11 protein-coding genes are annotated in these 12,853 nt (G+C 61.0%); 10 read left to right on the top strand and 1 reads right to left on the bottom strand.

Features of this window, described 5'->3' with window-relative positions; genetic code table 11:
- Positions 1–167: 167 nt before the first annotated feature.
- On the top strand, positions 168–716 hold the full coding sequence (locus EFB11_RS12600; protein WP_122790547.1) for a TetR/AcrR family transcriptional regulator: 549 nt from the start codon (positions 168–170) through the stop codon (positions 714–716).
- A gap of 32 nt (positions 717–748) precedes the next feature.
- Here the strand turns inward: EFB11_RS12600 and recQ are convergent, their stop codons facing one another.
- Positions 749–2,779 (bottom strand): DNA helicase RecQ, encoded by a 2,031-nt coding sequence (recQ, locus tag EFB11_RS12595; protein ID WP_122790546.1) that lies wholly within the window; start codon positions 2,777–2,779, stop codon positions 749–751.
- Between the two features lie 109 nt (positions 2,780–2,888).
- Between recQ and EFB11_RS12590 the strand changes: the two genes are divergently transcribed.
- The 9 genes from EFB11_RS12590 to EFB11_RS17395 all read left to right on the top strand — a co-directional run bounded on the left by EFB11_RS12590 (position 2,889) and on the right by EFB11_RS17395 (position 12,810).
- Entirely contained in the window at positions 2,889–4,028 is a 1,140-nt protein-coding gene (locus EFB11_RS12590) for an exonuclease SbcCD subunit D (protein ID WP_122790545.1), read from the top strand.
- Positions 4,025–6,784, top strand: a complete 2,760-nt coding sequence (locus EFB11_RS12585; RefSeq protein WP_122790544.1) for an AAA family ATPase — start codon at positions 4,025–4,027, stop codon at positions 6,782–6,784. The genes EFB11_RS12590 and EFB11_RS12585 overlap by 4 nt, the downstream gene beginning before the upstream one ends.
- 99 nt (positions 6,785–6,883) lie before the next feature.
- Positions 6,884–7,381, top strand: coding sequence for an rRNA maturation RNase YbeY (gene ybeY / locus EFB11_RS12580; RefSeq protein WP_122790543.1), 498 nt, complete (start codon positions 6,884–6,886; stop codon positions 7,379–7,381).
- Positions 7,378–7,854 (top strand): diacylglycerol kinase family protein, encoded by a 477-nt coding sequence (locus EFB11_RS12575; RefSeq protein WP_122790542.1) that lies wholly within the window; start codon positions 7,378–7,380, stop codon positions 7,852–7,854. The genes ybeY and EFB11_RS12575 overlap by 4 nt, the downstream gene beginning before the upstream one ends.
- A gap of 12 nt (positions 7,855–7,866) precedes the next feature.
- Entirely contained in the window at positions 7,867–8,763 is an 897-nt protein-coding gene (gene era, locus EFB11_RS12570) for a GTPase Era (protein ID WP_122790541.1), read from the top strand.
- Between the two features lie 166 nt (positions 8,764–8,929).
- Positions 8,930–9,715 (top strand): DNA repair protein RecO, encoded by a 786-nt coding sequence (gene recO / locus EFB11_RS12565; protein WP_122790540.1) that lies wholly within the window; start codon positions 8,930–8,932, stop codon positions 9,713–9,715.
- On the top strand, positions 9,712–12,102 hold the full coding sequence (locus EFB11_RS12560) for an endonuclease MutS2 (RefSeq protein ID WP_122790539.1): 2,391 nt from the start codon (positions 9,712–9,714) through the stop codon (positions 12,100–12,102). Before recO ends, EFB11_RS12560 begins: the two co-directional genes overlap by 4 nt.
- A 236-nt stretch (positions 12,103–12,338) precedes the next feature.
- Complete coding sequence (locus tag EFB11_RS12555) at positions 12,339–12,602, top strand: HPr family phosphocarrier protein (protein ID WP_122790538.1); 264 nt, start codon at positions 12,339–12,341, stop codon at positions 12,600–12,602.
- A 76-nt stretch (positions 12,603–12,678) separates the two neighbouring features.
- Positions 12,679–12,810, top strand: a complete 132-nt coding sequence (locus tag EFB11_RS17395) for a hypothetical protein (RefSeq protein WP_279220545.1) — start codon at positions 12,679–12,681, stop codon at positions 12,808–12,810.
- Positions 12,811–12,853: the final 43 nt, after the last annotated feature.

Raw genomic sequence — 12,853 nt, 5'->3', positions numbered from 1 at the left:
CCAGCGGTGAGATCGCCGGTTGCGCAAATCTTTTTTCTGTGATATAGTATATTACATCCAATAACCATACACAACATACAATTATGGTCCAGATGTACGAAAATGAACAAATGTAGCTATAAGTGTTCATTATTTGAAAAATTTTAACAGGTCAAGGAGGTTGGGTCATGCAAGAAGACAAGCGGATCCGGCGGACCAAAAAGCTGCTGCGGCAGGCGCTGGCCAGCCTGATGCAGGAGAAGGAATTTCAGAACATCACGGTAACCGATGTAGTGCGGCGGGCCGACATCAACCGGGGCACCTTTTATGCCTATTACCGGGATGTGTTCGACCTGCGCGAAAAGGTGGAAAACGAAATTGTGGATGTGCTGCGCGACCTGATCTCCCACGCGCTGCCCGGCCCCGACGCCACCACCATCCGGCCGCTGATCGAGCAGTCGGTCGCCTATCTGGAAGAAAACCACGACCTAACGTATGCACTGATGAGCGACCGCAGCATGGGCAGTTTTGAACAAAAGCTGATGAACCTGATGGAGGAATGCAGCTGCCTGCTGCGTCCGCCGCGTGAGCCGGAGGACTATTTTTCCATCTGGTTTGCGGCCGCGGGCTGCATCGGGGTGATGAAAAAATGGATGACCCGCGAAAAACCCGCCGGGCGGGATGCAGTCATCCGACGTATGGACGATATGCTGTGCAGCATCCTGCACATGGCCTAACAAAAAAACCGCACGAAACCGTGCGGTTTTTTCTATCTTGTGATGGGCAGCCCCAGTTTTTTTAACCGGGCGATGACCGAACCGAGCGGGCGCTCGTGCCGGGATGCGATCTCGAGCACGGTCAGGTGCTGGGCGGCTTCCTCCCGCAGATAATCGTCCTCGCGGTCCGACCAGGGCTTTAACAGCCCCTGGTCGCGTGCGCTGATGCGCTGGGCAGACGCCGCACCCGGCGGGGGCGGCTCTTTTCCGGCTGCCTTTTGCACATGCCGTTTGATGAGCGCGACAAATTCTTCGCCGTATTTGTCGGCCTTGGCGCGGCCGACGCCCGACACCTCCAGAAATTCGCCTTCGGTGATCGGCTGGCGGGTACACATGTCCTGCAAGGCCGCATTGGAAAAAATTACATAGGCCGGTACGCGCTCGCGCGCGGCGATCTCGCCGCGCAGCGCGCGCAAAGCTTCGTACAGGCTGCTCTGTTCGATTTCGCGCATATCCTTTTTGCGCTTGTCGCGCGGCAGCTTGACCGTAAAAGGCAGGCGCTTGCGGATGATGTCCGCCGACTTGGGACACAGGTGCACGGTCGGATATTGGCCGCCCGAGCTTTCCAGATAGCCGCCTTCGAGCAGGCGGTCGATCAGGTCGCGGATGCGTTTTAATGAGTCCTCGCGCATGATGCCGTAGGTGGACAGGGTATCAAACTCATTTTGCCGGATGCGCTCGTTATCTGCGCCGCGCAGGATGTCGGCGATCAGTGCCTTGCCGGCCGTGCGGCCGCGCTGCTGCAAACGGTAGACACAGGACACGATCTTCTGCGCTTCCAGCGTGGCATCGACTTGCTCAAATTGAGTCAGGCAGCTCGAGCAGTTGTCACACGAAAGCGGCGCATCCTCCCCGAAATACCGGAGCAGGAACCGCCGCAGGCAATCGGTCGTGGTCGCGTAAAAGACCATCTGCTGCAAGCGTTCCTTGTCGCGTTCGCGCAAGGTGCGGCGGGTGCGCTCGTCGAGTTCTTCGTCGTCGTGGCCGTGCTCGATGAGAAATTCACAGGTGCGCACATCCTGTGGGCTGTACAGCAGGATGCAGTCAGCCGGGGAGCCGTCGCGCCCGGCGCGTCCGGCTTCCTGGTAATAGCTTTCGATGTTCTGCGGCAGATTATAATGGATGACAAACGACACATTGGATTTGTCGATGCCCATGCCGAAGGCGTTGGTCGCCACCATCACTTGCAGCCGGTCGAACAGAAAATCCTCCTGGCTTTCGCGGCGGCTGGCCGCGTCCATTCCGGCGTGATAGCGTCCGGCGGCAAAGCCGCGCGCGACCAGCATTTCATGGACGTCATCGACCGCCTTACGGGTCGCGCAGTAGACGATGCCGCTCTGACCCAGCCGTTCGCGCAGCAGCGTGACCAGATGTTCGCGTTTGTCGTGCGGTTTTTCGGTCATAAAGGTCAGGTTGGGCCGGTCAAAGCCGGATACGCATACGAGTGGGTCACGCAGCCCAAGCAAACGGACGATGTCCTGCCGCACGGCTTCGGTGGCCGTGGCCGTGAACGCGCCCACCGGCGGCCGCTCGGGCAGGGCGTGCAGGAAATCGACGATCTTGCTGTAACTCGGCCGGAAATCCTGTCCCCATTGCGAGATACAGTGTGCTTCGTCCACGGCCACGTAGGCCAGCGGTACGCGTTCAAACAGCGCCTGAAAACCGCTCATCTCCAATCGTTCGGGGGATACGTACAATAGACGCAGTTCTCCGCGGTACGCGCGGGCATAGACTGCCCGCTGCTGCTCGGCCGAGAGGGCGCTGTTGAGATACGCAGCCGGGATGCCCGCCTGCGTCAGCGCACCCACCTGGTCTTTCATCAGCGAAATCAGCGGGGACACCACCACGGTCAGCCCGGGCACGAGCAGGGCAGGCACCTGAAAGCACACCGATTTGCCCGCGCCGGTCGGCATGACGCCGAGTACGTCGCGGCCCTCGAGCAGGGCGTCCACCAGCTCCTTTTGCCGGCCGCGGAAGGCCGCATGGCCGAAATATTCCTTTAAGACCGCTTCGGGCGTGTGCATGAGCGGGTTCCTCCATTCCTCAAAATCAACGCTTATTATACGAAAGATTTGGAGAAAATGCAACGGCTGCCCGATCTATGCTATAATAGCGGGGAAAGGAGATGCCGCCATGAGATTCATCCACTTAGCCGACCTGCATCTGGGCAAGCGCGTGTGCGAAATGTCCATGCTGGACGACCAAACCTACATCTTAGACCAAATTTTACAGCTGGTGCAGGAGCACCGCGCGGACGCGGTACTGATTGCCGGGGACGTGTACGACCGCCCGGTGCCCCCGCCCGAAGCGGTGGCCGTGCTGGACCGTTTTTTGACCCGTTTGCAGGCGCAGGGCGTCGCCTGCCTGCTCATTCCGGGCAACCACGATTCGGACGAGCGTCTGGCCTTCGGCGCGCGGCTGCTGGACGGCGCGGGTGTATATCTCGCGCCGGTCTTTGACGGCACGGTGCGCACGGTCACGCTGCGCGACGCGTGGGGGGACGTGCAGTTTACCCTGCTGCCCTTCCTGCGCCCGGCGCAGGTGCGGCGGTATTTTCCGGACGTGGAACCGGGTGATTATGAGGGCGCGGTGCGCGCGGTGCTGGAAACCGTACCGGCAGCGCCCGATGCTCGCCGGGTACTGCTCGCCCATCAGTTTGTGACCGCCCGTGGTGTGGCGCCCGAACGGTGCGAATCCGAACTGGCCTCCGTGGGCACCCTGGACAATGTGGATGTTTCGGCGTTTGACGGCTTTGATTATGTTGCCCTCGGGCACATCCACGGTCCGCAGCGCATCGGCCGGGATACGGTGCGCTATGCCGGGTCGCCGCTCAAGTTTTCGTTTTCCGAGGTGCACCACAAAAAATCGGTGCCGCTCGTCACGCTGGGTGCCAAAGGGCAGGTCGAAATCGAACGTCTGCCGCTCACGCCCCAGCGCGACCTGCGCGAGATTCGCGGCGCGCTGGACGACCTGCTGCACCCGGAGCCAGGCGCCAAGACCGACGATTACCTGCACATTACCCTGACCGACGAGGCCGTGCTGGACGCTATGAACAAGGTGCGCACCGTGTACCCAAACACCCTGCGCCTGGACTTCGACAACACGCTCACTCGCCAGACGGGCACGCCCGAACTGGAAAACCGTCCGGCCCTGCGCGCGCCGTTTGAACTGTTTTCCGAATTTTATGAAAAGCAGAACGGCCAGCCCATGGATGCCGACATGCAGGCGCTGGTGCGGACCATGCTGGACGAAATGGGGGAGGGGAACGCATGAAACCGCTGCATTTGACCATCAGCGCCTTTGGGCCGTATGCGGGGCGCACCGAGGTCGCCTTTGAGGACTTCGGCGAGAGCGGCCTGTATCTCATCACGGGCGATACAGGCGCGGGCAAGACCACGCTGTTTGACGCCATCACCTTTGCCCTGTACGGCGAAGCCAGCGGGCAGACGCGCGACAGCGTCATGCTGCGCAGCGACTACGCGGACGCGACGGCCAAGACCTTTGTGGCGCTGACCTTCCGCTACCATGACAAGGTGTACACGGTCGAGCGCAACCCGCAGTATACCCGTCCCAAGCAGCGCGGCGAGGGCGTGACCACCGAAGCGGCGGGCGCGACGCTGACCTATCCGGACGGACGGGTCGTGACCGGCGCACGGCAGGTGACCGAAGCCATGACCGAACTCATCGGCATCGACCGCGCTCAGTTCGGCCAGATCGTGATGATCGCTCAGGGTGATTTTTTGCAGCTGTTGCTGGCCGATACCCGCCAGCGGGCGGGCATTTTCCGCCGCATTTTTTCGACCGAGCACTTCCAGCGGTTCCAGCTGGCGCTCAAAGACCGCGCCAAACAGGCATCACGCCAGTATGACGACCTGAAAAAGGGTGCCGAACAGTACATCGCCCAGATCGTGTGCGACGACCGGGACACGCTGCGCGATGCCTGTGCCGCAGCCGACGCACATACGCTGGATACCTTGCTGCCACAACTGACCGATGCGGTGGCAGACGACCGCGCGAGCCAAAAGCAGCTGGCGGACAGCCTGGAAACCGGGCGGCAGGGTCTGGAAGCCCTGGCCGCCGCGGTGTCCAAAGCCGAGCAGGAGGCCGCGCTGCGCGCCCAGGCCGCCGAGGGCGAAACCAAATACGGACAGCTTCAGCAGGCACAGGCAGCACTGGAGCAAGCGTTGCAGGCCGAGCAGGCCAAGGCGGACACGCGGCAGGCTCTCACCGACCGCATCGCGCGTGCCCAGGCCGAGCTGCCCGCGTATGACGAACTGGACGCCGCCGTCCGCGCCTTGCAGCAGGCCGAAATCGAAGGGAAAAAGGCGGCGCAGGCCTGTGCGCATGCCAATCAACAGGCCGAACAGCTGGAAGCGCAGCGGCAGGCGCTGACCCAGCAGCGCGAGCGCGTGCAGGATGCGCCCGTCCGGCTGGTCGAGGCACGCGCCGCACAGGAAAAGGCCGCCACGCGTCAGCAGGCACTGGCCGGGCTGGCCCGTACCTACAACGAAACCCGTGCGCTGGTGCGCACCTATCAAAACGAGAAAAAAGCGTATCTCGAGCGGGAGCAGGAGAACGAAACCCGGCAGGCGGCTTTTCAGGAAATCGAGCGTGCCTTTTTGCGCGGCCAGGCGGGTGTGCTGGCCGCCGGACTGATCGAGGGGCAGCCCTGTCCGGTGTGCGGTTCCACCCATCATCCAGCGCCCGCCCGGCCTTCCGGCCGGGACGTGACCGAAGCCGCGCTGGACGAAGCCCGCACCCAGGCCGAGCACGCACGTCAGCAGGCGCGCACGGCCAGTGAACAGGCAGCCGCTGCCCGAGCGGCGGCCGATGCCGGGAAAAACCGGCTGCTCGCCGATGTACAGGCGCTGTTGGGTACCGATATTGGCTTGGAAGGTCTGAAAGAACGGCTTTCGGGCGAGATTGAACAGAGCAAAGCGGCCAGCGCGGCGCTTTTGGAGCAGGTGCAGGCGCTGACCGAGCAGACCCAGACCCATGCCGCGTGCGAAAAGAGCCTGCACGAACTGGACGAACAAACCGCCCGGCAGCAGCAGGAACAGGCGGCCTTGGAGCGGGCGCAGGTCGAGAGCAGCGAACGCCGTGCAGCGGCCGCTGCCGCCGTACAGGCGCTGCGGGGACGGCTGGCCTTTGCGGGCAAAAAGGAAGCTATGCAGGCCCTAAACGCCGACCGCAAACAGTTGGAAACCCTGCAAGCCGCGCTCGAACAGGCCGAGCGCGCCCGCATAGCGGGCGCGGAAGCGCTCGCGCGGCAGGCCGCAGCACTCGAAACCCTGCGCGGCCAACTGCCGTCCGGGCAGCCGGCTGACTTGGATGCCCTCCGGCAGCAATACAAGGAAGCCGACACCGTCCACCGGGCGCAGACGCAGGCCTATAACGCCATCGACCGCCGCCGCGACGCCAACGAGCGGTTGCTGCAAAACCTCACCCGCCAGCGCAGTGCGCTCGAAAATCAGGAAAAGGTGTGCCTGATGCTGTCCCGCCTGGCCGATACGGCCTGCGGCGAACTGACCGGACGGCAAAAGCTGGCCTTTGAAAATTATATTCTGGCGTTTTACTTCGACCAGGTTATCGCGGCCGCTAATGAGCGGTTCCATCCCATGACCGGCGGGCAGTACCGGCTGCTGCGCCGTCAGGAAGCCATGAACCAGCGCGCCCAGACCGGTTTGGAACTGGACGTCATCGATTATTATACCGGCAAGACGCGCAGCGTGCGCACCCTGTCAGGCGGCGAATCGTTCCAGGCGTCGCTCGCGCTCGCGCTCGGCCTGTCCGATGTCATCCAGCGCGCCGCGGGCGGGGTGGAAATCGACGCCATGTTCATCGACGAGGGCTTTGGCTCGCTCGACGAGGAATCGCTTGACCAGGCGATGAACATTCTGGCGGGACTCGCCGGCAGCGACCGGCTGGTGGGCATCATCTCCCACGTCGCCGAGCTGCGCACGAGGCTGGACAAAAAAATCGTCGTGACACGCACGCGCACGGGCAGCCGCCTGCGTCTGGAGGTGTGAAAACGGGGAAATGCCCCCTTTGCAAGCGGCTTTTGAGGGTGTATAATGGCATTGCCATATTTTCAGGAGTCCGGCGATAGTCGTCGGCAGGAGGCTTTTATGGAGCATTTGATTCGCGTCACCGCCGAGGTGCCGCTGGAAAACGAAGAAGAGGTGCGCGCACTCATCACCCGCTGCGCGCTGGGCGCGCTCGAGCGGGAGCAGGTCGATTTTGCCGCCTTTGTCGATGTGACCATTGTCGACGATGAAAACATCCGCGCGCTCAACGCCGAATACCGGGAAAAGGACGCCGTGACCGATGTGCTCAGCTTCCCGATGTATGAATTTCTCAACGGCGCGCCCCAGGAGGACCTGGAGCCCGACCCCGAATCGGACCGGGTCATGCTGGGCGACATGATCTTAAACTACGAACGTGCCCGGCAGCAGGCGGCTGAGTTTGGTCATTCGGCGGCACGCGAATGCGGCTTTTTGACCGTGCATTCGGTGCTGCATCTGCTGGGCTTTGACCACGAGCGGGACGAAACCGACCGCGCGCTCATGCGCGGCGAGGAAGAAGCCATTTTGGCCGCGCTCGGCCTGACCCGGGAAAGCGTATGAACCGGGAGATTCGCAAACTGCGGCAAAGCTTTCTGTATGCCATCAACGGCCTGCGCGCGTGCATGCGCACCGAGCGCAATTTCCGCATTCACCTGACCGCAGCCGTGTATGTTTCGGTGTTTGCCGCGCTCGGCGGGCTGAGCGCCACCCGGTACGCGGTACTATGCCTGTGCTTTGCGCTGATGATGGCCGCCGAACTGCTCAATACCGCCATCGAGCGCCTGTGCGACCGGCAGGCGGCCTGCTATGACGGTCTGGTCAAAGAGGCCAAGGACATCGCAGCTGCCGCGGTCTTTTTGTGTGCGCTGTTCTGCGTGGTGATCGGCGCGGTATTCTTTTTGCCGAGCGGCGCCCTGTGGCAGGCCGTGCACGTGCTTTTGAAACATCTCTGGGGCCTGGGGCTGCTGGTGCTGTCGCTGCCGGTTGCCCTGTGGTTCGTATTCGGCTTTGGCCGCTATCCCATGAAACATTAAAGGAGGACATCTATGTCCAGCATTACAAAAACCGCCATCATTTCGGTCGTTGGCCGGCCGAATGTCGGCAAATCCACTCTGGTCAACCGGCTGGTCGGCTTTAAGGTGGCCATTGTGTCCAATAAGCCGCAGACCACCCGCACCCGTATCACCGGTGTGCTGACCCGGGAGGACTGTCAGTTTGTCTTTCTCGACACGCCCGGCCTGCACAAGCCGCGCTCCCGTCTGGGCGATTTTATGGTCAAGGTGGTCAGCGATACGGTGGCCGAAGTGGACGCCGCTGCGCTGGTCGTGGAGCCGAATCCGAATATCGGCCCGGCCGAAGAAAGCCTGATTGCCCAAATCAAGACCGCCGGCATCCCGTCGGTGCTGGTCATCAACAAGGTCGATACCGTGCCGCATGAAAGCCTGCTTGCTGTCATCGCGGCCTATGCCGAAAAGCATGACTTCGACGCGGTCGTACCCGTTTCGGCGCGCACGGGCGAAGGAACCGACGCCCTCTTGGGCGAATTTGAAAAATTTGCGCTCGAAGGCCCGGCGCTGTTCCCCGAGGACATGGTGTCCGATCAGCCTGAGCGTCAAATCGCGGCTGAAATCATCCGCGAAAAGCTGCTGCGCATGCTCGACCGCGAGGTGCCGCACGGTGTGGCCGTGGGCATCGAGCGCTGGAACGAACGCAGCGACGGTCTGACCGAAGTAAACGCCACCATTTATTGCGAAAAGCCCAGCCACAAGGGTATCATCATCGGCAAGGGCGGCGAAATGCTCAAAAAGATCGGCAAGGCCGCGCGCATCGAAATGGAACAGAACTTCGACCGACGCATCTTCCTCGAGCTTTGGGTCAAAGTCAAGGAGGACTGGCGCAACAATACCTTCCAGATGCGCAACTTTGGCTACGAAAACGAATAAGGGTAACATTCCCTTGGGTCAGGCGGCGACTTTCGGCGCATGCTAAAGCCGGAAGGGAGTTGGAGCCTGATGACCCGAAAAGAATACTGGCAAACATTTTTGCGCACCGGCGACCCGATGGCGTACCTGGCGTACCGTCAGCAGCCCGGCGCAGGTGGGGAGGACTATGCAGCATACAACAGTGAAGGGTCTTGTCATCCGCGAGACCGATTTTGGTGAGGCCGACCGGTACATAACCGTACTGACCGAACGCGGCGCGCGCATCGAGGTGTTGTGCCGGGGCGTGCGGCGGCGCGGCGGTCGGCTGTCGGCCGCGGTGCGCCTGTTCTGCTGGAGCGAACTGACGCTTTACGAAGGCCGCGGCGGCAAATTCACCTTAAACGACGCGGCCATCGTGCATTCGTTTTGGGACGTGACGCGCGATATGGAAACCTATGCGCTCAGCTGCTATTTTGCAGAACTCGCGGGCGCGATGACCGACACCGGCGAGGAGATGCCCGCCGTGACCCGTCTGTTTTTGTATGCCCTGCGGGCGGTCGCCGAGCAGAAGCGCGACCCTGCGCTGGTCAAGGCGGCGTTTGAACTGCGGCTCATGGCCGAATCGGGCTTTGCGCCCGATCTGTCGGTTTGCGGCGCGTGCGGGAGCCTCATCGAAGGCGCGGTCTATTTTTCGGTGCGCGACGGCGCGGTGCTGGATGCGGACTGTTTCCGTCGCCTGGGCAGCGGGAATTTTCATCCGCTGCCGCGTGGGGCCTATGCGGCCATGGCGCATATCGTAACAAGCGACCTGCCGCGCGTGTTTGCCTTTGCGCTGGGCGGCGAATCGCTTCAGGCGCTTGGCACCGTGTGCGAAGCGTATGCGCTGTATTATGCCGACCGGGGCTTCGGCAGCCTGGATTTTTATCACTCATTATTCCCCGCTGAGGGGCTTTCAAAAGGAAAGGAACTATGAACCGACTGGGAGAAAAATCACTCAAAACATTAGAATATTTTACCGTCCTCGATCTGCTGGCCGGGCAGGCTTCGAGCGAGCGTGGACGCGAACTGTGCCGCGCGCTGCGGCCGGTGACCGACCGCGAGGAAGCCGCGCTGTGGCTCAAACAGACCTCGGACGCCAAAGACCTCATGGTCCGTCAGGGCAGTCCGTCGCTCGGCGGCATCCGCAATGTCCTAGGCGCACTCAAGCGCGCGGACATCAGCGGTGTGCTCAATTTAAAGGAACTGCTGGACGTGGCGTCGCTGCTGCAATGCGCGCGGCTCATGCAGGGCTACTTTGCCGAGCAGGAGGAAAAAACGTCCTTAACGCCCATCTACCGGCTGCTGACCGGCAACCGTGCGCTCGAGGAACACATCACCTCGTGCATTGTAAGCGAGGAGGAGATTGCTGACGGCGCAAGCCCCGAACTGTCTTCCATCCGGCGGCAGATGCGGCAGATCTCGGGCAAGGTGCGCGAAACGCTCGGCCGCCTGATTTCGGGCGAGCGGGCCAAATACCTGCAGGAAACCATCATCACCCAGCGCAACGGGCGCTATGTTGTGCCGGTCAAGGCCGAGCACCGCGGCGACGTGCCCGGCCTGGTGCATGATACCTCGTCCTCGGGCGCGACCGTGTTCGTCGAACCGGCTGCGGTCGTGGAGATCAACAACCAGATCAAGGTGCTCGAAGGCAAGGAACAGATGGAGATCGAGCGCATCCTCGCCGAACTGTCGAGCGAGGTGTCCATGAACGCCGAATCCATCCGCCAGGACTATGAACAGCTGACCGTGCTGGACTTCATCTTTGCGCGCGCCAAGCTGTCCTTCCAGATGAACGCCGCGGCCCCGCATTTCCGGGCCGAGGGCTATGGCGTGGACTTAAAGCGTGCCCGGCATCCGCTGCTCGACCCCAAAAAGGCAGTGCCCATCGACATTGCCATCGGTGCCGATTACGACACGCTGGTCATCACCGGCCCGAATACGGGTGGTAAGACGGTATCGCTCAAGACGCTCGGCCTGCTTAGCCTGATGGCGGCCTCCGGCCTGCACATCCCGGCCAGCGAGCTGAGCGAAGTCTGCGTGTTTGAAAACGTCTACGCCGACATCGGCGACGAGCAGAGCATCGAGCAAAGCCTGTCCACCTTCTCGTCCCACATGAAGACCATCGTGGGCATGATGGAGAAATGCGCCAAGGGCGACCTGGTACTGTTCGACGAACTGGGCGCAGGCACCGACCCGGTCGAGGGCGCGGCGCTAGCCGTATCGGTCATCTCTTACGCGCGGCAGATGGGCGCTTTCGTGGCTGCGACCACCCACTATTCCGAGCTGAAAACCTTTGCGCTGACCACCGAAGGCGTGGAGAACGCCTCGTGTGAGTTCGACGTGGGTACGCTGCGGCCGACCTATCGTCTGCTGACCGGTATTCCCGGCAAGTCGAACGCCTTTGCCATCGCAGCGCGTCTGGGGCTCCAGCCCGCCATCTTGGAGCGCGCCAAAGAGCAGCTTTCGAGCGAGAACACCCGATTTGAGGATGTTCTGGCGCAGCTGGAAAAAGAGCGCAAACTGCTCGAAAAATACAAGGCCGAGGCCGAGCGTTTACGCTCGGCGGCCCAGAGCGAGCGCGACAAGGCCGAAAACCTGCGCGGCAAGTCGGAGGACGAGGCCGACCGCATCGTGGAGAATGCCCGCCTGAAGGCCGACCGCATCCTGAAGGACGCGCGTATGACGGCCGAAACCGTCTTTACCGAGCTGGATGAGATGAAAAAGAAAGCCAGCGAAAAGGCGGCCGACCAGAATCTTGCCGCGGCCAAGGCCGCGCTGCGCGGCGTCATCACCCAGACCGAAACCGAGATTCGTCAAAAGAAGGAAAAGCGTACCGTGGCGCCCGAGGAGCAAAAGCCCATTCGCCGGGGCGATGAGGTGCAACTGCTCAATGTATCGAATATTGTGGCCACCGTGCTGACCGACCCGGACAAGGACGGCAACATCCAAGTCCAGGCCGGCATCATGAAAATGACCGTTAAGGTCAGCGAAGTACGACCGGTGCCCAAGGCGCAGAAACCCAAGCCCAAGACCTTCCGGGCAGGGGCTGGCGGCGTCAAGGAACTGCGACTGGCGACCACACCGAGCGAGATCGACGTGCGCGGCATGTGCGCCGAAGACGCCATTTTGGAGGTTGACCAGTTTATCTCGGGCGCCTTGCTCTCTGGCCTGCCGACGGTGCGCATCATCCACGGGAAGGGGACCGGTGTGCTGCGTGCCGCGATTCAGCAGCATCTCAAGCCCAATAAGCGGATCAAGACCGTACGCAGTGGTGTCTATGGGGAAGGCGAAAACGGCGTAACGGTTGTGGAATTTAAATAAAGAGAAAAACATAAATTTGTTATTGTGAAATGTTTTCGGCGGGAAATTGTCGAAAAGATACAATTAAACAGCCATTTTCTCGGAATTTTCTACAAAATTAAAACCGCGCAAATCAAAAAGGGTGTTGACGAAAGGTCAAAAAAACGGTATTCTATTTGTAGACTTCATTTTGAGAGCGTAGAGTTCGTATTATTTTTGATTTGGATCATTCTAAAAGAATAGGGAGCGATGAGGAAATGTATTCGAAAGAGGTACAGGTTACAAACCAGGTAGGTCTGTATGCAAGACCGGCAACGTTTTTTATTCAGAAGGCAAACGAGTTTAAGAGCACGATCCTCGTCGAGAAGGAAGAGCGCCGCGTGAATGCAAAGAGCCTGCTGGGTATCCTTTCCCTGGGCATCACCAAGGGCACCACGATCAATCTGATCGCTGACGGCCCGGATGAAGAAGATGCGGTAAACGCTCTGGTTGAGCTGATCACCTCGAATTTCACCGACTGAGTTTCTTTTTGCAATTTTGGAAGAGCACCGCATGGAGCGGTGCTCTTTCTGTATGTGAGTTGTTGGAGGCAGCGCGATGAGCGAACAATTTGACGAACTGAAAAGCTGGGTGTTAGCGCTGCCGTATGAGCCAGGCCAAACAGCCCGGTGGGCTGTTTGGCGGCAGCCCTGCCGCGAAAGCGGCATGCTGCCGGAAAAGAACGTGTGACAGACAGGTGAGCATTTTCCGCGGGCAGGTACAAAGGAACGGA

The sequence above is a fragment of the Intestinibacillus sp. Marseille-P6563 genome (assembly GCF_900604335.1).
Taxonomy (GTDB): domain Bacteria; phylum Bacillota; class Clostridia; order Oscillospirales; family Butyricicoccaceae; genus Butyricicoccus_B.
The sequence above is the reverse complement of the archived record's forward strand: the minus strand, read 5'-3'. Positions and strand labels throughout refer to the sequence as shown.